The 22,866-nt window shown below is 43.7% G+C and carries 25 protein-coding genes; 14 read left to right on the top strand and 11 right to left on the bottom strand.

Annotated features, from left to right (window positions below):
* The first annotated feature begins 53 nt into the window (after positions 1-53).
* From AB4154_RS20755 to dcuC, 4 genes are all read left to right on the top strand, one after another.
* Positions 54-770, top strand: coding sequence for a GntR family transcriptional regulator (locus tag AB4154_RS20755; RefSeq protein ID WP_009845448.1), 717 nt, complete (start codon positions 54-56; stop codon positions 768-770).
* A gap of 232 nt (positions 771-1,002) precedes the next feature.
* Positions 1,003-1,203 carry a hypothetical protein gene (locus tag AB4154_RS20750; protein WP_080582262.1) on the top strand — a complete coding sequence of 67 codons (201 nt, stop codon included), beginning with the start codon at positions 1,003-1,005 and terminating at the stop codon, positions 1,201-1,203.
* Positions 1,204-1,226: 23 nt separating this feature from the next.
* Positions 1,227-1,478: a hypothetical protein gene (locus tag AB4154_RS20745; protein WP_133151380.1), complete on the top strand. Its 252-nt coding sequence runs from the start codon at positions 1,227-1,229 to the stop codon at positions 1,476-1,478.
* Positions 1,479-1,855: 377 nt separating this feature from the next.
* Positions 1,856-3,223: an anaerobic C4-dicarboxylate transporter DcuC gene (gene dcuC, locus AB4154_RS20740; protein WP_017062608.1), complete on the top strand. Its 1,368-nt coding sequence runs from the start codon at positions 1,856-1,858 to the stop codon at positions 3,221-3,223.
* A gap of 202 nt (positions 3,224-3,425) precedes the next feature.
* Here dcuC and AB4154_RS20735 read toward each other — a convergent pair whose 3' ends face one another.
* Positions 3,426-4,058, bottom strand: a complete 633-nt coding sequence (locus AB4154_RS20735; RefSeq protein WP_017062609.1) for a response regulator — start codon at positions 4,056-4,058, stop codon at positions 3,426-3,428.
* Positions 4,045-5,775: a nitrate/nitrite two-component system sensor histidine kinase NarQ gene (gene narQ / locus AB4154_RS20730; RefSeq protein ID WP_372124010.1), complete on the bottom strand. Its 1,731-nt coding sequence runs from the start codon at positions 5,773-5,775 to the stop codon at positions 4,045-4,047. The genes AB4154_RS20735 and narQ overlap by 14 nt, the downstream gene beginning before the upstream one ends.
* 253 nt (positions 5,776-6,028) lie before the next feature.
* Here narQ and napF point away from each other — a divergent pair, with 253 nt between their 5' ends.
* From napF to AB4154_RS20700, 6 genes are all read left to right on the top strand, one after another.
* Entirely contained in the window at positions 6,029-6,508 is a 480-nt protein-coding gene (gene napF / locus AB4154_RS20725) for a ferredoxin-type protein NapF (RefSeq protein WP_017067052.1), read from the top strand.
* Between the two features lie 23 nt (positions 6,509-6,531).
* Positions 6,532-6,837, top strand: coding sequence for a chaperone NapD (locus tag AB4154_RS20720; protein WP_008219286.1), 306 nt, complete (start codon positions 6,532-6,534; stop codon positions 6,835-6,837).
* Positions 6,834-9,323: a periplasmic nitrate reductase subunit alpha gene (gene napA, locus AB4154_RS20715; RefSeq protein ID WP_017062613.1), complete on the top strand. Its 2,490-nt coding sequence runs from the start codon at positions 6,834-6,836 to the stop codon at positions 9,321-9,323. The genes AB4154_RS20720 and napA overlap by 4 nt, the downstream gene beginning before the upstream one ends.
* 125 nt (positions 9,324-9,448) lie before the next feature.
* Positions 9,449-9,910 carry a nitrate reductase cytochrome c-type subunit gene (locus AB4154_RS20710; RefSeq protein ID WP_017062614.1) on the top strand — a complete coding sequence of 154 codons (462 nt, stop codon included), beginning with the start codon at positions 9,449-9,451 and terminating at the stop codon, positions 9,908-9,910.
* A 29-nt stretch (positions 9,911-9,939) separates the two neighbouring features.
* Positions 9,940-10,521: a NapC/NirT family cytochrome c gene (locus AB4154_RS20705; protein ID WP_009845456.1), complete on the top strand. Its 582-nt coding sequence runs from the start codon at positions 9,940-9,942 to the stop codon at positions 10,519-10,521.
* 11 nt (positions 10,522-10,532) lie between these two features.
* Complete coding sequence (locus AB4154_RS20700; RefSeq protein ID WP_010430103.1) at positions 10,533-10,670, top strand: TIGR02808 family protein; 138 nt, start codon at positions 10,533-10,535, stop codon at positions 10,668-10,670.
* Positions 10,671-10,797: 127 nt separating this feature from the next.
* Here AB4154_RS20700 and phaC read toward each other — a convergent pair whose 3' ends face one another.
* The 5 genes from phaC to AB4154_RS20675 form a co-directional block, all read right to left on the bottom strand.
* On the bottom strand, positions 10,798-12,624 hold the full coding sequence (gene phaC, locus AB4154_RS20695; protein ID WP_017072236.1) for a class I poly(R)-hydroxyalkanoic acid synthase: 1,827 nt from the start codon (positions 12,622-12,624) through the stop codon (positions 10,798-10,800).
* A 75-nt stretch (positions 12,625-12,699) separates the two neighbouring features.
* On the bottom strand, positions 12,700-13,047 hold the full coding sequence (locus AB4154_RS20690; RefSeq protein WP_017062616.1) for a phasin family protein: 348 nt from the start codon (positions 13,045-13,047) through the stop codon (positions 12,700-12,702).
* A gap of 130 nt (positions 13,048-13,177) precedes the next feature.
* Entirely contained in the window at positions 13,178-14,389 is a 1,212-nt protein-coding gene (locus AB4154_RS20685) for an acetyl-CoA C-acetyltransferase (RefSeq protein ID WP_029236542.1), read from the bottom strand.
* A gap of 26 nt (positions 14,390-14,415) precedes the next feature.
* Positions 14,416-15,156, bottom strand: a complete 741-nt coding sequence (locus tag AB4154_RS20680) for an SDR family oxidoreductase (RefSeq protein ID WP_017062618.1) — start codon at positions 15,154-15,156, stop codon at positions 14,416-14,418.
* 529 nt (positions 15,157-15,685) lie between these two features.
* Positions 15,686-16,369 carry an SH3 domain-containing protein gene (locus tag AB4154_RS20675; RefSeq protein WP_017072234.1) on the bottom strand — a complete coding sequence of 228 codons (684 nt, stop codon included), beginning with the start codon at positions 16,367-16,369 and terminating at the stop codon, positions 15,686-15,688.
* Positions 16,370-16,465: 96 nt separating this feature from the next.
* On the opposite strand from AB4154_RS20675, the gene AB4154_RS20670 reads away from it, so the two are divergent.
* Positions 16,466-17,041: a hypothetical protein gene (locus tag AB4154_RS20670; RefSeq protein WP_102394558.1), complete on the top strand. Its 576-nt coding sequence runs from the start codon at positions 16,466-16,468 to the stop codon at positions 17,039-17,041.
* Positions 17,042-17,310: 269 nt separating this feature from the next.
* Positions 17,311-17,553, top strand: coding sequence for a hypothetical protein (locus AB4154_RS20665; protein WP_017062621.1), 243 nt, complete (start codon positions 17,311-17,313; stop codon positions 17,551-17,553).
* 169 nt (positions 17,554-17,722) lie between these two features.
* On the opposite strand, the gene AB4154_RS20660 is transcribed toward AB4154_RS20665, so the two are convergent.
* Positions 17,723-18,181 carry an Lrp/AsnC family transcriptional regulator gene (locus AB4154_RS20660; protein ID WP_017062622.1) on the bottom strand — a complete coding sequence of 153 codons (459 nt, stop codon included), beginning with the start codon at positions 18,179-18,181 and terminating at the stop codon, positions 17,723-17,725.
* Positions 18,182-18,330: 149 nt separating this feature from the next.
* Here AB4154_RS20660 and AB4154_RS20655 point away from each other — a divergent pair, with 149 nt between their 5' ends.
* Positions 18,331-19,260 carry a DMT family transporter gene (locus AB4154_RS20655; RefSeq protein WP_017064490.1) on the top strand — a complete coding sequence of 310 codons (930 nt, stop codon included), beginning with the start codon at positions 18,331-18,333 and terminating at the stop codon, positions 19,258-19,260.
* A gap of 158 nt (positions 19,261-19,418) precedes the next feature.
* Positions 19,419-19,883, top strand: a complete 465-nt coding sequence (locus AB4154_RS20650; protein WP_017062624.1) for a hypothetical protein — start codon at positions 19,419-19,421, stop codon at positions 19,881-19,883.
* 48 nt (positions 19,884-19,931) lie between these two features.
* Here AB4154_RS20650 and AB4154_RS20645 read toward each other — a convergent pair whose 3' ends face one another.
* The 3 genes from AB4154_RS20645 to AB4154_RS20635 all read right to left on the bottom strand — a co-directional run bounded on the left by AB4154_RS20645 (position 19,932) and on the right by AB4154_RS20635 (position 22,865).
* A complete protein-coding gene (locus AB4154_RS20645; RefSeq protein ID WP_017062625.1) occupies positions 19,932-21,305 on the bottom strand; it encodes a HAMP domain-containing sensor histidine kinase in 1,374 nt (457 codons plus the stop codon).
* A 66-nt stretch (positions 21,306-21,371) separates the two neighbouring features.
* Entirely contained in the window at positions 21,372-22,103 is a 732-nt protein-coding gene (locus tag AB4154_RS20640; protein WP_017067448.1) for a response regulator transcription factor, read from the bottom strand.
* An 81-nt stretch (positions 22,104-22,184) separates the two neighbouring features.
* Complete coding sequence (locus tag AB4154_RS20635) at positions 22,185-22,865, bottom strand: spondin domain-containing protein (RefSeq protein ID WP_017072230.1); 681 nt, start codon at positions 22,863-22,865, stop codon at positions 22,185-22,187.
* Position 22,866 lies beyond the last annotated feature (1 nt).

Genomic DNA, 22,866 nt, shown 5'->3' with positions numbered 1-22,866 from the left:
GGTACAGGTTGTTAATCAAAGTCTAGTTGTCCTAGCGCACAAATGAGGCAAAAATGGCAAGACTCCCTATGTATCGCCAAATCGCCGATGCAATAAGAGAAAAGATCAGTTCTGGAGAATATAAAGTTGGAGAAGCACTCCCAACGGAAGCGCAATTGCGTGAAGTATTCTCGGTAAGCCGCGTAACGGTTAGGCAAGCACTGAAACTACTGATCGAAAACGATGAGCTTGAAAGCGTTCAAGGCAGCGGCACTTACGTAAAAGAGAACAAGATCAATTACGACATCTACAAACAGTCGAGCTTTCAAGAAAAGTGGGCGCATTTGGATGTGGTTACACACAGTGAAGTTCTGGCCTTCGAAATGAAGCCGTGTTCTTTGGCGATGTCTGAACATTTAGATATCAAAGAAGGCGAATTGGTTTTCTACGTAAAACGTGTTCGTTTCATAGACAACAATCCAATCACGGTTGAAGAAACTTGGTTACCTGTTGCTCTATTCCCAGATCTCACCTATCAAGTGATGCAGACATCAAAATACGACTTTATTGAGAACACCAAAGGCATGGTGATTGATCGAAGTGAGCAGGAATTGGTACCGATTCTTCCGCCTGAAGACGTTGCTAAACAGTTAGGTATTGACCCAGCTCAGCCTATCATTGAAAAACGTACTCGCGGTTACCTCGCCAATAACACTGTATTTGAATACAGCCGCAACTACTTCACGTCTAACGATTACCGATTCACTTTGGTCGCAAGACGCCAGAGATAATGCTCATCAGCGAGTTTCGATAATAGCAAAATGACCAACACAGAGAGCGCCTTGTTCTCTGTGTTTCTATGCTGTTAACTCAATCATAAAACCAACTTTCCTACCCAAATATTCCTAAACCAATATCAAGTAACCTCACGAAAGATCATTCACATTCATTTAAATACTGTTCTGGCGCTTTGACCATAAACTAAGCGCCAAATTACAAGAACAACAGTCGACAGGAATGTAGATGAATACCAAACAACTTGAGGACGCTGTAAGTGAAGTGAGCTTATTCAATCAGCACCTCCACTTAATCCAATCCGTGCATACCATTCCGACCCCAAAAATGAATTGGGAGTCGATTGCGATGGAACCTGCGCCGACAATGCCAACGGTTCGATTCGATCACTGTCTACTCATCAGACTAACACTTAGTTCGTCGTGTTAAATCACTTTATATACAAAACCATTATGTCGAAACACACTATCTCACGAACATCGCACCCATTAGCAAATACAATTTCATACACACGATTCCTACCAAAGCTACCTTTAGTTCTAATCGCTTTCTCTATGCCCCTATTCGCAGAAGAAGTTGAAGAAGTGGTACTCGAGGACGAAGTCGTATTAAATGAAGGTTCTGAGTTAAACGAAGAAGCTGAAGAATCGCCTTATTATAACTTGTGTTTTAGCGCTTACTTATGGGAAGTAAGTAGGCGTTAAACATAAGTAATCTTTAAATGTAAGTAAGCTTAAAAGCTAAGATTCTCACCTCTTTACTCCGATAAATACCCACTTCGTTACACGTTTCCTTCCAAAGTACAAAAAATACTCGCGATTTATAAAATAACACCACCATATGCAAATAGAACAACCAAAGGTGATCCAAGTTATATTCTAACAAGCCACAAAATTTGTTTATTAACATCTAAACAACAGTAGTTATTCACGATTTACAACCACAATTAACATCGAAAAAAATGTTTGTCTTAGATCATATCAACCTCAACTATGCCTCGTGCCACAGTGCAGTTTTCTGTACATTCATTGTCATATTCTGAAACACTTTCTTATATTTTTTAAACTTTGTGGAGATTTCTATGTTAGAGCTCTTGATCGGATTAGTGATTACTATTGCTGTTGGTTACTTTATTGTAAAAGGCTATAAAGCGGCGGGTGTATTACTAACTGCTGGCCTTGCCCTACTTCTTATCACCGGCCTTATTGGTCACACAGTCTTACCAGCTAAGGTAGCTTCAACAGGTAACATGGTTACCGACTCACTAGAATTTGTTAAATACATGCTTCAGTACCGCGGGGGCGGCCTAGGCATGCAAATCATGCTTCTTTGTGGTTTTGCTTCTTACATGACGCACATTGGTGCTAACAACGTGGTAGTGAAACAGTTCTCTAAACCGCTTGCTGCGATCAAATCTCCCTATGTACTTCTTGTTGCGGCTTACATCGTAGCGTGTCTGATGTCTCTAGCAGTAAGTTCTGCAACGGGTCTTGGTGTGCTATTGATGGCAACCCTATTCCCAATGATGACGGCAATGGGTATTTCTCGCCCAGCGGCAGTTGCAGTTTGTGCGTCACCTGCAGCCATCATTCTTTCACCAACGTCTGGTGATGTGGTTATCGCGGCAGAAAAATCAGGCATGTCTCTTGATGTGTTTGCTGTTCAAACGGTACTGCCTGTTTCTATCTGTGCGATCATCGTGATGGCGGGTGCGGCTTTCTTCTGGAACAAATACCTAGATAAGAAAGAAAACACACCAATGGAAAAAGTAGACGTTTCTGAAATCGAAACAACGGCGCCGGCTTTCTACGCTGCACTTCCATTCCTACCTATCATCGGCGTTTTCCTATTCAACGGTCGTACGATTCCAGGGCTTTCACTTGATATCTACACTATTGTGGTAGGTTCTATCTTCGTAGGCGCAGTTATCGATTACGTTGTTAAGAAGTTTGACGGCGAGAAAACACTAGAAGATCTAGACTCTTGCTACCAAGGCATGGCTGACGCGTTCAAAGGCGTGGTAATGCTGTTGGTTGCGGCGGGCGTATTTGCTCAAGGTCTAATGTCTATCGGTGCAATTGATAACCTAATCGGTCTTGCCGAATCTGCAGGCGCAGGCGGCATCGCATTGATGCTTATCCTCACAGGTCTAACGGTTGCTGCGGCAATTGCGACAGGTTCAGGTAATGCACCTTTCTATGCATTCGTAGAACTGGCTCCATCATTAGCGGCGAAAATGGGCTTGAACCCAGCGTTCCTAATCATCCCAATGCTTCAAGCATCGAACCTAGGTCGTACAATTTCACCAGTATCTGGCGTAATCGTAGCGACTTCTGGTATGGGTAAAATCAGCCCATTTGAAGTCGTAAAACGTACGTCTGTACCCGTAATCTGTGGTCTTATTACGGTTATCTTCGGTACGCTTGTATTGGTTCCAATGTCGGCGTAAGCCTTAAGTTTCTAATCTCAAAGAACGAAGAACAAACGAACACCAATACTGAATATAAAATGCGTAAACAAAAAGGCGCTGAACTTAATAAGTTCAGCGCCTTTTTTAATGTCACTTTCTCAACATCGTTAAAACTATCGAGACATGTACAAAATGTATAAACAGTCAGGCTTGAAATAGTGTTATCTCAAAGGAACAAGCCCTACTTCATTTCACCATAGCGTTCTAGATACAGAACCGTTGCAGCGGTACGGGAAGGCACTTGCAGCTTTTTCAACAAGCTTTTCATATGTACCTTAACTGTCGATTCAGAAATAAACAGGTGATCGGCGATCTGCTTATTACGGTAACCTTTCGCGACTTCTTGAAGGATCTGCATTTCACGTTCAGTCAGTTGTTCGAAGATATCATTGCGGCTTCCAGCATCATTTAGGTAACGAGCAACCACACTGCTGTAAGCCTTGTCACCGCTGTGTGCTTGCTTAAGCAGTTCAATTAACTCATCGGGTTCAGTGTCTTTCAACAAGTAGCCATCAGCGCCTGCTTTTACAATCGCTTCAATGTCTGCAGGGCTATCAGAAACCGTTAGAATAACAATGTTTGCGCTAGAACCGTCAGTGCGAAGTGCTTTCAAGGTATCTAAACCAGACATGCCCTTCATATTGAGATCCAAAAGGATCAAATCAGGTTCTTCTTCATGAGCAAGAGCAACCGCTTCAGTGCCGTTACTTGCTTCTGCAATCACTTCGAATTCGTCTTCAAAGCTCAGTAATTGGCTTATACCTCTGCGCATCAATGGATGATCATCAACCAGCATTACTTTACAAATCGTCAACTTTAACTTCCTTCAAACTTTTATATTTCAATATGACTGTACAGCCTTCACCTTGCGCCGCTTCAATCGTCAAGTCGCCATTCAGTCTTGCCGCACGCTCCTGCATAATGCTCATCCCGTAGTGGTTCACCTTGGAACTACTTGAGTCAAAGCCATCTCCATTATCTTTTATCACGACTAATACTTCACCGTCCTCATCGATACAGCATACATCTATCAAGTCGGCATTGGCGTGTTTTATTGCATTTATTGTTGCTTCACGAATCAATTGAAGCAAGTGAACCTGACTATGCGCATCAAGCTCGATCGATGAGAGATTATTAGTGAGGTTAATCTTCGCATCGGTTCTCTCGCTGAGCGCCTCAAGCATGGTACTTAAGGCGTCTCCAAAGTTGCCCTCTTTAATGGTCAACCTAAATGTGGTGAGTAGCTCTCTTAACTGGGTATAAGCGTCGGCTAAGCCGTTTCCGATCTCAGACGCGATTTGTTCAGATTGCTCTCGGTGCTGTTGCTCTGGCAGTTTGCCAATCACACGCTTTAATAGTGTAACTTGAATTTTCAAGTACGACAGTGATTGAGCCAATGAATCGTGGAGTTCACGTGCAATCGTGGCACGCTCTTCCATGATAATAAGCTGTTCAGCTTTCTTTTGAGCACGATTGTAGTAGATCGCTCTCGATAGCAGTTGAATGAAGCTTTCGATCAGAGCTTTAGTTGAGTGCCCGTGGTGATATGAACAGTATAAATAGCCGAGAATAAGTTCGTTATCGTCGAGTTTCATCTCGAACTTTTCGTAGTCTAAATTCGAATCGTAACCTTCATCCATAATCAATGAACGGCCTGAGTTATCGACAATCTCGAGCCTCAGTGATCCAATCCCTTCCAAGCTCACGAGATGCTGCAAGATAGCTCGGAAGTTTTCAGGAGCAATACGCGTCACCGTGAGCTCTTGTGACGAGTTATAAAGTGCCTGCAGCGACTGGTTCGCATTTTGCAACTCAATCGTCTTTGCATCCACCACATCTTCAAGGTTTCGATAAAGCACGCCTAAATCTTTGGCCATCGAGTTGAAGGTTTTGGTCAAAATGCCCATTTCGTTGTTACTGGTCACCTTGAGTTCTACCTCGAAGTCGCTGTTTTTGATTCTTTGGCTCGCACCGACAAGAGCATGTAGCGGTTTAACAACCTGTTTACGTACAAAGTGAACAACAAAAAGAGATATGACCAGAATCCCACCAAAGCCGATACCACCAGCCCACGCTAACTTTATTAACTTGTCTTCAGAGAACTCTTGCAGCTTATAAACGAAGCCATCGATTTCAGCCACGAAGTTTTCAACCAACACGAGATAGTGATCGCGCTCTTCGCTATTCAAGACCTGTTTTAGCTCATGCCAACGGCCGATAATTAAATAGTAATCTTCTGTGATGTCTGTCGGAACATTCCAACTGACCAAATTAGTCATGGATGGCGAGTAAAGAGAACTTTCGAATTCACGAATATGAGATTCATAATCGACAGATTCTATTTGAATATCATGGGCTAAACGGTAGCTTTGCATTCGCATTGAACCGGCCACGTTAACCGCTTCCGCATCATTCAAACTTGAAGCCAAAGTAAAGATGGCAAAGCCAGTCGTAGCAACCGACAACAGCAGTATAGAGAGCAAAGATTTTGCTATCGTACTTGTCACAGATGAAACCGGTTTCATAAGCAAAAGTGCCTTCCTATTGATAAATGACTTGCCAGCGATATCGTATTGTCACACATCAAAAATCATAGCTCCATTCAATATGTGATCACTCGCTCCGTAATTTATTGATCTAAGACAATATATGCCCCCAATTAGCCCTTAGGGGGTATTTATACAATTGTTTCTAAAACTACACTACTTGTGAGGACTCATTACAAGATATTAATAGAATAATGACCTACAATTACAACATCTTAGTAACATCTATAGGTATCTAGTGGTAGATCTATCAAAACGCCGTCTTTTTTCTAGACGAAAAGTTGACTCAAGCCAGATTCGTTTGCCTTGGATTGACAGCCTAGAAAGCTTTACAGATGACTGTACTCGCTGCGGTAAATGCATCGAGAGTTGTGAGACTAAGATAATCATTGTAGGCGATGGTGGTTTTCCCACTGTAGATTTCTCTATTGATGAGTGTACGTTCTGCTATCAATGTGCAGATGTTTGTCCCGAACCCATTTTTAAGCCAAAGCAAGGAGAGCCTTGGCAAGCAAAAGCACAAATCTCTGATAAGTGTTTAGCGCAACAAAATGTTGAATGCCGAAGCTGTGGTGACATGTGTGAACCTATGGCCATTCAATTTCAACTTAGAGCAGGCAGTGTTGCTCTACCAAAAATCAAGTTAGATGAGTGTAGCGGTTGTGGCGCCTGCGTAGCAATTTGCCCTACTTCGGCTATTCTTGTGAGTAATGCATAAAACAAAAATAACGAGAGCAATTTATGGCACTAAATGAAGTGCATATATCAAGTTTAGTCGTGCATGTGAGCCCTGAGCATCTAAATGAGATCAAAGCGGAGATCGAGCAATTCGATAACGCTGAAATCTACGGAGATAGCCCTGAAGGCAAAATCATCGTGGTCCTAGAAACTGAAAACCAAGGTTTTGTAACGGACACCATCGAAGCAATAAACAACATTAAGAACGTTTTGGGGACAGCTTTGGTTTATCACCAAATCGAAACTGGACTCGACGAAACGGATTTAGAAACTGGAAGCAACAATTCTCAACTTGAGGGTGAAGTATGAAAATGACAAGACGTGCGTTTGTGAAAGCAAACGCAGCTGCATCAGCGGCAGCCGTTGCAGGTGTAACTCTACCGGCAACAGCAACCAACCTGATTGCTAGCTCTGATCAAACAAAAATCACGTGGGATAAAGCGCCTTGTCGTTTTTGTGGTACGGGCTGTTCGGTACTAGTAGGTACTCAAAACGGCAAAGTGGTTGCGACTCAAGGTGACCCAGAAGCACCGGTAAACAAAGGCCTCAACTGTATCAAAGGCTACTTCCTTTCAAAAATCATGTACGGCAAAGACCGTCTAGAACAACCTCTTCTTCGTATGAAAGATGGCGAGTTCCATAAAGATGGTGATTTCGCACCCGTATCTTGGGACAAAGCGTTCGACGTGATGGCTGAGAAATGGAAAGCTTCACTGAAGAAGAACGGTCCAACAGGTGTTGGTATGTTCGGTTCAGGCCAATGGACAGTAATGGAAGGCTACGCAGCCGTTAAGATGATGAAAGCGGGTTTCCGTTCAAACAACATAGATCCAAACGCTCGTCACTGTATGGCTTCTGCTGTAGTAGGCTTCATGCGCACTTTCGGTATTGATGAGCCAATGGGTTGTTACGATGACTTTGAACACGCAGACGCATTCGTACTGTGGGGTTCAAACATGGCAGAAATGCACCCAGTACTATGGACTCGTATTACAGACCGTCGTCTAAGCCACCCACACGTTAAAGTAAACGTACTGTCTACTTACTACCACCGTTCTTTCGAGCTTGCAGACACGGGTTACATCTTCAACCCTCAGTCTGACCTTGCGATCGCAAACTTCATCGCAAACTACATCATCCAAAACGATGCGGTTAACTGGGACTTCGTGAACAAGCACACGAACTTCAAGCAAGCAACGACAGACATCGGTTACGGTCTGCGTGACGATGATCCACTACAGAAAGCAGCCGCAAACCCTAACTCAGGCGAAATGACTGCTATCTCTTTCGAAGACTACAAAGCGTCTGTTGCTGAATACACAGTTGAGAAAGCGTCTGAAATGTCAGGTGTATCTCAAGAAGACCTTATCAAGCTGGCTAAGCAATATGCCGATCCAAACATCAAAGTAATGTCACTTTGGACTATGGGTATGAACCAACATACTCGTGGCGTATGGATGAACAGCCTTGTGTACAACATCCACCTTCTTACAGGTAAGATTTCTACTCCAGGTAACAGCCCATTCTCACTAACTGGCCAACCGTCAGCGTGTGGTACAGCGCGTGAAGTTGGTACATTCGCTCACCGTTTACCTGCCGATATGGTGGTTGCTAACCCTAAACACCGTAAAATTGCAGAAGATATCTGGAAACTTCCAGAAGGCACCATTCCACCGGTACCCGGCGCTCACGCTGTTCTTCAAGACCGTATGTTGAAAGACGGTAAAATCAACGCTTACTGGGTAATGTGTAACAACAACATGCAAGCGGGTCCAAACATCAACACTGAACGTCTGCCAGGTTACCGTAACCCAGATAACTTCATTGTATGTTCTGACCCGTACCCAACGGCAACAGCTCAAGCGGCTGACCTCATCCTTCCAACAGCAATGTGGATTGAGAAAGAAGGCGCTTACGGTAACGCAGAGCGTCGTACACAAGCATGGTACCAACAAGTGAAAACTGTAGGTGAAGCTAAGTCTGACCTATGGCAAATCATGGAATTCTCTAAGCGCTTCACTATTGAAGAAGTTTGGGGTGAAGAACTGGTTGCGAAAATGCCTGAGTACCGTGGCAAAACCATGTACGACGTGCTTTACAAAAACGGCAACGTTGATGCATTCCCACTGTCTGAAGCTCAAGAGCTTAACGACGATGCACAAGCTCAAGGTTTCTACGTTCAAAAAGGTCTATTCGAAGAATACGCAGCCTTTGGTCGCGGCCACGGTCACGATTTAGCACCATACGATCGCTACCACCAAGTTCGTGGTCTACGTTGGCCTGTTGTTGACGGTAAAGAGACACTATGGCGCTTTAAAGAAGGTTCAGATCCATATGCTAAGAAAGGTTCTGATTGGGACTTCTACGGCAAACCAGATGGTAAAGCACTGATCATCAATGCACCATACGAAGCGCCACCTGAAGTACCAAACGATGAATACGATATGTGGCTATGTACAGGTCGTGTTCTTGAGCACTGGCACACAGGTACTATGACTCGTCGTGTACCAGAACTTTACAAAGCAGTACCGGATGCACTTTGTTACATCCACCCTGCTGATGCTAAAGCTCGTGGTCTTCGCCGTGGTGATGAAGTTCTTATCGAAAACAAACGTGGTGAAGTACGCGTTCGTGTTGAAACTCGTGGTCGTAACCGTCCACCACAAGGCTTGGTATTCGTACCATTCTTTGATGCAAGAATTCTGATCAACAAGTTGATCTTGGATGCAACGGATCCTCTGTCTAAACAGACGGATTACAAGAAGTGTCCAGTTAAGATCACTAAGGTCGCTTAAGGACAATATGTTCTTACCACTTAGCTCGTAGATCTGACGTTTTTAATATTGCGACTGCTTTTTTCGTTACTTTTTGAAAGAAGTAGTCCACTCAAAGAATTAGCCTTTAGGCGGAGAAATTAACCATGAAAAAACTGATTACTGCCCTACTATCAGCTGGTCTTTTGCTAGCTGGTGCAGTTCAAGCTGAAGCTGAACTGGATAACCCAGGCGGCATTGGTGGCGTAGAATCTCTACGTGGTGCAAGTGAACTTGAAGCAACTCGCGCAGCAGATGACTTCAAAAAGTTCCCTCGTGACCAAGTACTTGAGAGTGACTACGTATACCAACCACCTCTAGTGCCTCATACTATTCGTAGCTATGAAGTTTCTCTTAACGCTAACAAGTGTCTTTCTTGCCACAGCTGGAAAAACGCAAAAGAAATGGGTGCTACTAAAGTGAGTGTAACTCACTACATGAACCGTGAAGATGCGGTACTTGCAGACGTATCACCTCGTCGTTACTTCTGTCTACAGTGTCACGTACCTCAAGCTAATGCTAAGCCACTAGTTGAGAACGAGTTCAAACCTGTAGATTCACTGCGTTAATCGTAGCCGGACTGTAAGAGAGGCTATATATGATAAAATTACTTAAAGCGTTTTGGAAAAGACTTGCGACACCAAGCAAAGCAGCCGTAGGCGTTGTTTTGTTCTTGGGTTTCTCGGGTGGTCTTTTGTTCTGGGGTGCATTCAACACGGGTATGGAGGCAACCAACACGGAAGAATTCTGTTCTGGCTGTCACGCACCTATCGTTGCTGAAATCCAAGAGACAATTCACTACTCTAACCGTTCTGGTGTTCGTGCTATCTGTTCAGACTGTCACGTTCCTCATGAATGGACAGATAAAATTGTTCGTAAGGTTCAAGCATCTAAAGAGCTATACGCACACTTTATTGCGAAAACCATCAATACTGAAGAAAAGTTCAAAGCACGTCGTGCTCACCTAGCGGAACGCGAATGGGCTCGATTGAAGAAGAACGATTCACTTGAGTGTCGTAACTGTCACCAGTTCGATTACATGGACTTCTCAGAGCAGAGCCCCCGTAGTGCGAAACAACACTCGACTGCGCTAGCTTCTGGTGAAAAAACGTGTGTAGACTGTCACAAAGGTATTGCACACAAACTACCAGACATGCACGGCGTTGAAGGCTGGCAATAAGGAGCGATTGAATGAGTACTTTAGAAAGCGTAATTTGGCACATCCTAGGTTACAGCGCTATGCCAGTTATCATTCTTGGTGGCTTTGCAGGTGTTGCAGCCGTATCTCTTTGGATTTTATCTATGGGTAAAGACAAAGAAATCGATTAACAATCGAGATTCCATCAACTTCTACCAGATAATTCTGATATGAGTTGATACGAAAAAGCCACTGATTTCAGTGGCTTTTTTATTATCTGACGTTGTGTATCTTTATAATTGAATGTGACTTAACGCCCTAAGCTTCGTTTTCTGGTGCTTCTTTCTCTGCGGTCTCTTTATCAACCTGCTCTTGATCGACAATCGGCAGCACCTGTTTTACATAGTTGCCTGGCGCTTTGCCAATCACAGGATTAAGCTCTGAGCCTTGATTGAAAGGTTCGATTTTTTCGTCAGTTTCAAAACCTTGTAGCCACTGATTCCAGTGTGTCCACCAAGACCCCTCATTATGAGTCGCATTAGTTAGCCACTCATCCGCCGAGTCGTCTAGGTTGTCATTCAGCCAGAACCCGTACTTCTTCTTATCTGGATGGTTAACAATACCCGCGATATGACCAGATTCACCAAGCACGAACGTCTTGTTGCCACCGGTATTCAAGGCACCACGGTAAGTCCCCTGCCAAAGCGCGATATGATCTTCTTTCGCTGAAATGAAGTAGCTTGGTATTTTTATCTTATTGAGATCAATCCAGACACCGCCTACTTTCACGCCTTTGTCTTGAACAAGTTTATTCTCAAGGTAAAGCTCACGCAGCAAGAAATTATGGCATTTAGCTGCAACGTTAGTGCTGTCACTGTTCCAGTACAACAGATCAAACTCCATTGGGCTGCTGCCTTTTAGGTAGTTATCAATGTAGTAGTTCCAGTACAGGCTGTTTTCACGAAGCAAACTGAATGTCACGCTTAATGAACGACCATCCATGAATCCTTTAGCATCGTTCTGTTTCTCAATGGCGTTAATGATCGTTTCATTGATATATGCGCCAACCTCTCCCGGCTGAGAGAAGTCTAATAGAGTCGTAAAAAAGGTCGCAGTTTTAATGCGTTTCTTCATTCTTTTAGCAGCATAGTAAGCGACCGTTGAAGCGAGAACAGTACCACCAATGCAGTAACCTGCAGCATTGATTTGCTCTTTACCCGTGATATCTTCAATTGCCGTCACGGCTTTCGCTACGCCTTCCGTGACATAGTCACCGAACTCTAAGTCTTTTTGCGCTTCACCTGGGTTGCGCCAAGACATCATGAAGACGCTGTGCCCTTGCTCAAGCAACCAACGAACCATTGAGTTCTTTTCACGAAGGTCGAGAATGTAGTACTTATTGATGAATGGAGGAACGATCAACAAAGGCGTGGCGTTCACCTGAGGTGTTTTTGGGTAGTATTGAATAAGCTCGAACAGATCATTTTGAAAAACGACATCACCTTCCGTGTTCGCAACATCAACACCTAATCGGAAGGCATTATTGTTGGTCATACGGATCTTGAGGATATCCGCGCTCGCTTCAACGTCAGCTTGTAGCTGCTCTAGCCCATCTAGCAAGTTCTCACCATTGCGCTCAAGCGTTAGCTTCATCAACTCTGGGTTAGTCGCAATGAAGTTACTAGGAGAAAGAGCATTGATAGCCTGACGTGAAAAGAACGCCACACGTTCCTTGGTTTTCTCGTCTATGCCTTCGATTGAATTAATGGTGTCTATATAGCTTTTGCTGAATAACAAATAAGACTGCTTGATAAAGCTGTAAAACGGGTCATTTTTCCACGCTTCATCAATAAAGCGTTTATCACTGCGCTCTTCAGTAATGACGCTTTCGGTATTACCCATCAGTGCGGCATTTTGCCAAATCTTAAGTTGCTGTTCCCACCACTGGGATTGTAACTGAAGGAGAACGGCGGGTTGGTTAGCGGCTTGCTCGAAGATTTTTGACGCATCATCAAAATTCAACTCTTGCATCGCTTGGTTTAGGGGAGATTGCGCGGCTTCCTTGTTTTGTTCAAAGTTTTCCCACCATTGCTGGTTTGTTTGTTGAAGTTTAACAAGGTAGTCCGAAAAGAAGTGTTGAAACATAACATGACTCCAATAATCGGAAAATCGCCACCGAGCCTCACAGTAAACACTGTGCTGACTCGATGGCGATTTTATTTATGCAGGTGTAACTGTTTTCAAGTTTTCAGTTGTTAGTGTTTCAACATCTTCTTTGAACTCTTTTGCAGCAGCTTGCATTTTTGAGCTATCACTCATCATCTGTTGAGACAATTGAGTTAGCGCTGCTAGTTGCTGGCTGTTGAACGCCGTTAGGCTAGTCACGTCTTTGATTTCAGTCACTGCTTTCATTTGCGCAAGACCCATGTTCGTGTAAGTCTGCATTGCATTCATTTGCAGTTCTGTCATCGTTTGGACGTTCTTTGCAACCAACTTGTTGAACTTTAAGTACGGTTCAAATTGCTTTTCAGTTTGGTCAGTAATTGTTTTGAAAATATCCGTGTACATAAGTAACTCCTGATGAATACATAGTTTAATAAATTTGTGTCACTATCGTTTCAGCCAACGCTCATCGATTAACTCGCGATGCTTTGAAAAGCTGATCCGATATTTAAGCTTGCTACCGATATATCAGGCTCTAACCTTCAATACCTTTTAGCAAAACAGCGGTTCCCATTCCCCCACCCACACAGAGTGAAGCAACGCCATAAGTCGTTTTCTGTTCAAGCATTTCATGGATGAGTGAAACAATAATTCGATTGCCTGAAGCACCTAAAGGATGGCCAAGCGCGATTGCACCACCATTCACATTGACCTTTGGCTTGAACTCATCAAGCGGTAAGTCATGCTGCTCTGACAATTGGTACATTACGCCAAGAGCTTGTGCTGCAAACGCTTCATTCAATTCAAACAAATCTACTTCTTCTAGAGTGAGATTCGCCTTATCAAGCGTTTTAGAAACGGCTTCTACTGGGCCTAAACCCATAATCTTTGGATCTAATCCAGACTGTGCGTAGCTCGTTAGCTCTACCAGTGGTGTCAGTCCGTATTTCGCTACTGCACTCTCTGAGGCTAAGATGATTGCACTCGCGCCATCATTGATGCCCGAAGCGTTACCTGCCGTAACAGACCCTTCACGGTCAAAAGCTGGACGAAGCTTTTGCAGACCTTCGAATGTCGCGTCTGACTTCGGATACTCATCGGTATCAAAAGTGACGGTTTGTCTGCGCTGCTTAACTTCTACAGGCACGATTTGCTCGTTAAACTTACCCGCCTCAATCGCAGCAACGGCTTTTTGTTGGCTTTCTAAGGCATAGTTATCTTGAGCTAGGCGCGAAATATTCAACGTGTTCGCGATATTTTCAGCGGTCATGCCCATGTGGTAGTGATTAAACGCATCGGTTAAGCCATCACCAACCAGTAAGTCTTTCATTGAGATGTCACCCATTTTGTGACCATTACGAACGCTCGCTGGTACCACAAAAGGAATTTGTGACATCACTTCAACGCCAGCAGCAATAACCACTTCAGCATCTTGTGCTTTGATGTGCGCCGCTGCGTCCATCACTGATTTCATTCCGCTGCCGCAAATCATGTTCACGCCGTATGCTGGTGTTTCCTCAGGAAGCCCTGCATAGATGGAAGCCTGACGAGCAACCCCCATGCCTTGACCTGCCGAAATCACGTTGCCGACGATTACTTCATCAATCGCATCTAACGAAAGATCGACAGACTCAAGTGCACCTTTGATCGCAACGCCAGCCAGTTCACCCGCAGATACGTTTTTTAGCGACCCGGTAAATGCACCAATAGGAGTGCGCTTAGCCGCAACAATAAATACTTTTTCCATCATTCCAACCCCTTCAGTTTCGCCAATTACTGCATGTACAAGCCGCCATTCACAGACAATGTTTCGCCTGTAATGTACGCGCCAGATTCACTCGCTAAAAAGCCCACTGCGTCTGCAATTTCAACAGGTGTTGCTAAGCGTTTCATCGGAATTTGGTTCTTGATTGAATCCAGTACTTCAGGCTTCATTTGCTCAACCATAGGAGTTGCTGTGTAGCCAGGGGCAATCACGTTCACGGTTACGCCGCTACGAGCGCCTTCTGCAGCCAAAGCTTTAGAAAAACCAATCATTCCAGCTTTCGCTGCTGAGTAGTTAGTCTGTCCAAATTGACCTTTAAGACCATTGACGGAAGAGATGTTGATGACACGGCAGTTACCCTTTTCACACATAGGAGCGAACAAAGGTTGAGTCACGTTGAACAAACTGTTTAAGTTCGTTTCAATCACATCTTTCCACGCTTCGGCATCCATCTTTTTAAAGACGCTATCACGTGTAATACCTGCGTTATTGACCAGCACATCCACCGTGCCTTCTTCTTCTAACAACTTGCTTAAGCTCAGCGCACATTCCGCAGTATTGGTAACATCTAATTCAAACAATCTCACTTGATCTTCGGTGAATTGTTTTTCGTTAAACCAATCCAAGGCACATTGGTAATTTCCAGTAAAATAAGTCGCGATAACACGATAGCCGTCTGCAACTAATTTAGAGGAAATTGCTGAGCCGATACCGCCTTTTGACCCTGTAATTAAAGCAAGCTTTTTCATTAATGGTTCCATCCCTTACAAGCAATTAAATAACAATGATGTTAATAAGATAATGTCTTAGTTGATAATTAAACTTTACGTTTTGCTTTAATTAAACCCTACAACTCAAAATCAAAAATTATTATTACAAATATAAAATATTTTCGTATTATGATTAAAAACTAGACTTGCATCCCAAAACCAATGAAATGTTACGATTATGTAAATCAACGCAAGACTCTGATATTAATAAGGTTTGTTTAATTTTACTTTTATCACCAAGCAGATAAGCCTTTGTTAATACGAGATAAATCTATATCTCTCAGCTTGTTTCAAGAATAATGCAATGTGGGAATTTGAAATGATTGATCACGAGAATAATAACAAAACTCTTATTAGCCATTAATAAATGGTTCCTAATGATTCTATATAACCTTCGATATAATTAACGTTCTAAATGGGAAAGATGAACATTATGGATAGACAAAAAAGCCCACTCAACCTATGAGTGGGCTTTAGTAAATAGCATTATTAAATAGAGCGTGGGATCTTACTTCGTAAATATTTCATTTGTATTTACATCAAGATAAATTTTGTTTTCAAGGGACAACCCACCACAATAAATAAAATATACATCTCGATTGCTGTACTTAACAGATTTCACCCATCCGCCTAATTCTTCAAAATCACTTGGGGCACACTCCCCCTCAGAGATCAGTTTAGCCACCGAATTACGGAATTTTTCTTGATGGATCTTGAGATCATCAGACTTAACCAAATAGGAATCCAATATCTCTTTGCTTTCTTTTTCCGAAATAATGACTTCATCATTCGATAAGCCTGACATAGAGACCCATTCCGCCGTCTGTGGGCCGCCATCTTTAAGGACAATATAGTCTGAGATACGAGCCCATTCTCCCTGTTTCTCGAGTACCTCCACCTTTTCCCCTTTGTAGAGGTAATCCGTTATCAAGCCATCAATTTCAGGTTGCTCGACCACTTCTAGCTTTCTCTCCAAAACGTAAAATTCCGTCTGCTCTGGTTCAGGCTGAAGATCCATGATGGGTACGAGGTCAGATTCAGATTGCTCGGTAGCTTCTAACGCCGGCTCTTCCGTTTTCTCTTGTGGGATTGGGTCTTTATTCATGACTAAGAAGTAGTATGCCGCTCCTCCCCCTCCGCCCAATATCAACAACACAAGTAAAGCGATCAGCGCTTTTTTCATCAAATCCACCAGCTCTTCCGTTATAGGTATGTCTCAAGTGTACATCAACTCATGCTGCTGCTCATCTATACTCTCAATAGAGCGCACGGTAAGTAGAGGAAAGTCATGAGTTTTTGGGGGAAAGTTATCATTGTAAGCGTAACTTTGAGTGCCAATGTCGCTCTAGCGAATCATTGTGACCGTGAAAACTGGCAAACACTGTTGGATCGTCAGCTCTCTTTTGAAGGTCGCTATAGTCAGTACACCAAAGAGTTCAACCAAGTTCTTTCAACCTATGAGTCACAGACATTGTTATCTAAACACTTTAATGAAAAGCAGATCATTGAGCTTTGGGCAAAGTACGAAGAAAGGTTTAATGTGCAGCTCAATAGTCATATGAATACCGCGTATGACGTCTCCGAGGTTTTGCTACAACAGGCGTATGTTGTGTCTAGTGAACTTGAAGGCGCTGACTCTCTAGCGTATTCATGGCAAGCCGTCGCCAAACACTGCACCAAAGCAAGACTCCCGCGCCAGGCAGAAAGCGCAAAGGTGCACGTACAAAGCTCACAATCACTCTCCCGAGATCTCCATACACTCAGTGAAAAATTCCGTCAGCTGTCTTCAAAATACCGCAGAGAAGCGACGATGATTGATGAAGCGCGCCACATAAACCAACCAGCAAACGATGCATCAAACTGAAATCACCATTAGATTCTCTCACTCGTTCGACTGGACTTTTCCGATAAATATGCTCAATCCCATTCATAATATTCTAAGAACTCGTTAATCAAAGCTTTATCAATAGGTTGTAAAAGTAATGTGCTATCTATCAACAATGAAGTTCAATTTCCGACCAATGCAAGCGATTATGTGAGATATTCATCACAAAATAGATTTACAAACGCCAGAAAATTGTTATCATGAATCTTCATATAACTTAATAACAAGAAACATTTTGGCTAGGTAATATGCAAAAGACTATGGCTTTCAACTGCTTGAGTAACACGGAATGGACTGCAGAGATAAGAGGTAAACTTTTATCTGTAGCTAAACACATGGAAGAGTTCGGTTCAGTAAGTGAGCTAGAGCTATGTAAGATATTTGGAGAGACAATTTGGAATGACGGCGTGGATTACCATTCACATGCTTTTTCATTCAGAATTAATGCACAAACTGGGGATTGTTCAATCTCTAACTTTAAGTATCACTAAGTTTTGCACCTATCATATACGGAGTACCTTTCACGAGGTGCTCCGTTTTTTATTGCCTGAAGCCTGACACTTAATGGATGATTTTTGATATTGACCGCGCTTCTACTTCAGGAGTAAACCATTTCGTTTTCAGCTCATTCTGCCTTCGTGTTACTGCTCAGAGTTTGGCTTAATCGGTATAAATTGGCAGTGGTGCATTGCCTTTTACTTGTCTTATCGCAAGGTGGGTATGAATATCTTTGACGTTAGAGAGCCTTTGAAGTTTTCTTGTAAATGCCTCGTAGGCCATCAAGTTCGGGCTAACCACTTCTAGCAAATAGTCATAAGCCCCAGATACAACGTGGCAACTGATCACCTCTTCCATCTCTACAACAGCCGCCTCAAACTTATCTATCGACACTTCTTGGTGGTTGTTTAGGCTCACCTCAACAAACACACTCATTGCGATGCCGACTTGTTCTCGTGACAAGCTCACACGATAACCGTCAATAATGCCCTTTTCTTCTAGCCTTTTGACTCGTCTTGCACAAGGCGAAGGTGATAAACCCACTTCATCAGCAAGTTCAGCCGTGGTTAACCTGCCATCTTTTTGTAGCAGTTCGAGAAGATGTCTATCAATTCTATCCATAGTAAATGCCAAACATTAGTTAAATCCGTTAATTATTTGGTGAATATTAGCAGAAATCATCAACGATAGTTCAAGTTAGGCCAAAACTTGCCAACCTGTGGCACAACAACTGTTCCATAATGAGTCATCACCCACTCTCCTTCAATATTATGAATCTTGGCTACTTATCTATTACTGTCACCCTACTCATTTGGGCGAGCTTTTTCCTGTCTCTTAAAGGCGGCGCAAATTCAGATTTAACACCTGCCGATATCGCTCTCACAAGATTTCTCATACCGGCTTTGGTGTTATTGCCTTTGATGTGGAAAGCACGCAGCGCAATTGCCGTCGTCCCTAAACGGTATCTAACGGGTATGTTTGTCGGTAGCGGATTGCCTTATCTGCTTGTTGCGGGAACGGCCATGCAGTTTGTTCCGGTCTCACATGGCAGTGCTCTTGTTCCGGGCACGCTCCCTCTGTTCGTCACAGGAATTGCGGTACTCTTTTTTAAGCAACCACTCAGCCGACACCGTGTTGTTGGTTTAGGTTTGGTTTTACTCGGTATACTGTTGTTTTTAGGAAGTAGCTTAAGCAGCTTCAACTTTGAATACACCAAAGGTCATTTATTGTTTTTATGCGGAAGCTTAATGTGGGCGATGTTCACCATCTCAGCCCGTGTCGCTAATCTTAATGCGTTAGTCAGTGCCGGTTTTATTTCTCTCTGTTCTACTTTGCTTTTACTCGTCCTAATTCTGACTGGAACCCTCCCAAGCCACCTAATGGACACACCAATCGCTAATTGGCCCTTCACGGAGCTTGCCGTTCATTCAACAGTGCAAGGCGTTGGGGCGGGTTTAATCGCTGCGTTCACTTACCTTTATGCGGTTAATACCTTAGGGGCTGAACGCTCTGCCGCTTTTGGCAGTGCAACACCCGCAGTGGCGACCTTGTTGGCGATCCCACTATTCAACGAGATTCCTGATGCGATGACTTGGCTCGCCCTTGGTTCTATTTGCATCGGCAGTTTGGTCGCGAGCAACATATTCATGAGAAACGACCAGTCGATGCAGTACCAACCGCCAAGCCACAGCAAAGCCTGATACTGCGTTCAAACCTAAATACAGTTCCCCTAAGCATCGATTTTAGGGCTTGTAGTACACAGATAAGCCCACAAACGTAGGCTTATCTAAAATCTGCTTTTTCTGAGCTCGCTTCTCCATTAAACTGTCCGACCTTTTTGCAGATCCAAGAGAACACCATGCAACGCGACTACACCTTAAATTGCTTAATCACCATGCCTCGCCATGAACTAGAAGAATTTAGTTTAAGAATGATTCATCGCCTTGTACCTGAAGATGCAATGACGGAATTGTTTACGTTCGAGCAAGAAGAAGTCACCAGCGAAGAACGCATGCAATCAGCGAAATTTGACGCAATGCTTCGAATGACAGCTATCGCGCTTGGTGAAGTAAACCTAGCCTTCTCAGAGTCGGATAACTCGCAACAGAACATCGAGCGAATGACTCGCCTACTGCTTTGGCACTTCTACTCAATTTCTTTCAACCTTGAAGAAGCAATCGCAATCGAAGTGCACTGTGAGAAAGTAGAAAAGATCTTAAAGAACGCACCTAAAGATGCGTTTGGCTGGGTTAAAGAATTAACTGAGCTACTTCACTTCTACGCGAAAGTGAACGAAGGCAACGAAGACAGTAAAGACGCTTAACGTTAGTTCTACGTAAGTATACATCGAGCTAAACGAAGGCAGACAGAGCTATACCGAAGGCAAATAAAAGCTTTGCTGAAAGGAGTTCTCTGCCTTTGTTGTTTCTAGCACGCTGTGATGTAACATCAGTATCGACTGCGCGATCTTGGTTCCTATTCCCAAAGAACCATTCGGCGCTTCCAGTTCAACCTCATTATGAATCACCACCTTCACCCGTTTGGAATCCGCTTCAAAACCAACATCTAACGACACCACAGTGCCACTTGGGCTATGCCTCAATGCATTATCTAACAGATTCAAAATCAACCTCTCAAGCAGATCACTGTCACCCACAGCCTTGATTCCAATAGGCATATTAATGTTCAACTCAACATTTTTATGGCGATATTTGCTTTGTATCGTTTCTAAGCATTCGCTCATCAGCCCATTGAAATCGATTGAAGCGTATTGATATGTGGGTACCGGGTTATCTTTCTTGGCGCTATCTAACAGCGAATGGAGCTGTTCAGATAACTTGTTGCCATTGCGATATGCCACATCTATGAGTGGATCCGAATGTGGGTTTTGAATCCTCCACGTTTCTAGATACCCCAATACACTCGACAATGGCGTTTTCAAATCATGACTGAGCTGTAATAAGCTTTGTCTTCGATGTGACGACTGATATTCAAGTTGCAAAAATTGCTGTTGAATGTGCTTCGCCATCAACTGATACGAGCGTGCAATCGGCACCAATTCTGGTACTTGATGAATGAAGTTCGGGTCCAATCGAAAATCTTGCTCTGCTTGTTGTTGCAGCTTGTTTGTAACTTCTTCGATAGGGTTTAAGAGGCTGCGCTTCACGAGCAGGTAAGCCCCAATCGCAAAACCTAAGATAGAGATCAGCATAAGTCCTGCTAGCGCCATATAAGGTGTGTCGACTTGCGAATTAGCAATCACGGTATGGCGATTACTGCCAATCAACACATACAGATACCCAACTGTTGAACCCAACTCTTCAATCGCAGCAACGGAAAACACCTTACGAGAATCAGGATTGATAGGGTCTTCGCCAAGAATCGGATAAGGCTCGTCATTTAAAAATTGTCTAATGGGTGCTAAGTCTATCTGGCTTGCCAACACAGTGCCTTCTGGCGCAGCGTGCGTCGTGATATTTCCTTGGCTGTCGAGAAAATAAATGTCGAAATCGGGACCAATCAACATCAAGGTATGAAATATGGATTTAAGGGCTTTGGGGTTGTAGTCAGTCCCTATCATCAGAGGGTTATCATCGCGCATATGAACCGCGAGCTCTTTGTGTAAGCTCTGCTTAGTTCTTTGTTCTATGGTCTCTTTTTGCCAATTATAGGTATAAGCAATCACCACACTCACGAGCAGAAACCACAAACTGGTGAACAACACTAAACGCGATTTGAAACTCATGTTCTCTCCTCGATGGCTCTTAGGTCTTACTGGCCTTTTAGTAAACTTCGGACGCGACACATAGGCCTAAGCTTTCGACTCAAACTTATAACCAACACCCCAAACGGTTTTAATGAAATCATCATCACTATTCGGCATCGCAAGCTTGGTTCTTAGACGGTTGACTGTGCTACACACGGTATGGTGATAGCCAGAGTGATGAGTATTCCAAACATGATCGAGCAGCTCGTCTTTGCTATACACACGCCCCGGGCGGGTTGCTAAGAAATGAAGTAAGGTAAACTCGGTAGCTGTCAGCGGTACGTCTTGGTTATTGAGTGACACCTGATGGCGTTCAGGTTGAATAGTGAGCACACCAAAATTCATAATCGATTCTGCTGTCACAACCTCTTGAGTCGCTGATTCGACATGGCTTAAACGGCGAAGCACGTTCCTCACTCTTGCTTGAAACTCGAGAACGCTGAAAGGTTTCGTTATGTAGTCATCAACACCGGCTTCTAAGCCTGACACCTTATCTAACTCAGCGTCTCTTGCGGTTAGCATGAGTACTGGCGTCCAATCCTCTTGCTGACGCAACATTCGACAGAAATCGAGTCCGTCACCGTCTGGTAAGCCACGATCCAGTACGATCAAATCGAAATGACCCTCTTTATAGAGCGCCTGAGCCTTTTCAATCACATTAGCTCTGATTACGTTATGCCCTTGGAACTTAAGATGCATCTGCACCAGTTCAGCCAAGTCATCATCGTCTTCAACCAACAATATGTTTGCCATCAAATTTACCGCAGCACTATTCATGATCCCTGCTCTATTCTGAGTCCGCCCACCTTTCAATTGACCGGAACAGAGCAGGAATTCTTTCATCGTGCTTTCAACCTGTTACTGAGTTCGAGTAATGGTGATTCTTGCACCGGGGTTAAGGAAACGATGATTTGCACTTAAAGTAGAAGTCGTAAGGCCATCATCTTGGCTGATTACGCCAGAGTGAAAACTCACTATATCGGTGTCGTCTCGTGTGGTATTAAAACCTTCACCACCGCCTGCTGGTCCCGGAATGGTTGCAGCAAGCTCATCGTTCAGCTCAGTTCCCGAATCCCAAACATTCATGTTCATGGTAAAGGTATCACCCACCGCTAATGACTTGAGCGATAATCCGGATTCGCCGACAAACGCATCATTGGTGTTCACCAACATGGAAGCAACTGAGATATACCCTTCTTGATTTGGGTCGACACGAATCGACACCGTGTCTTGCTCACCTGAAAGAATCAGTCCATTGCCTGAGATGCCTTGATAAACATTGGCGTCACTGTCACTGAGCGCAAGCAATTGTGCATTACTACCCCCTTCCGCCAAGTATTCCAGATCGACAGAGGCACTTTGCCCAACTTCAAACAGATCAAAATTCGTATTGTGAGTCAACACCGCGAGTGGTGACATTGGTTGATTGGGGGTGAGGTTAGTAACACTCACATCATAGCGATAGTAATCGTCGTCATCGTCCGGACAACCCGCTAACACAGCTACTGATGCAGCGATAAATAGAATTCTAGCTTTCATA

This window comes from Vibrio sp. 10N.286.51.B11 (assembly GCF_041469245.1).
Classification (GTDB): domain Bacteria; phylum Pseudomonadota; class Gammaproteobacteria; order Enterobacterales; family Vibrionaceae; genus Vibrio; species Vibrio crassostreae_C.
Note: the sequence above shows the minus strand (reverse complement) of the source record. Positions and strands in the feature narration are given on the sequence as shown.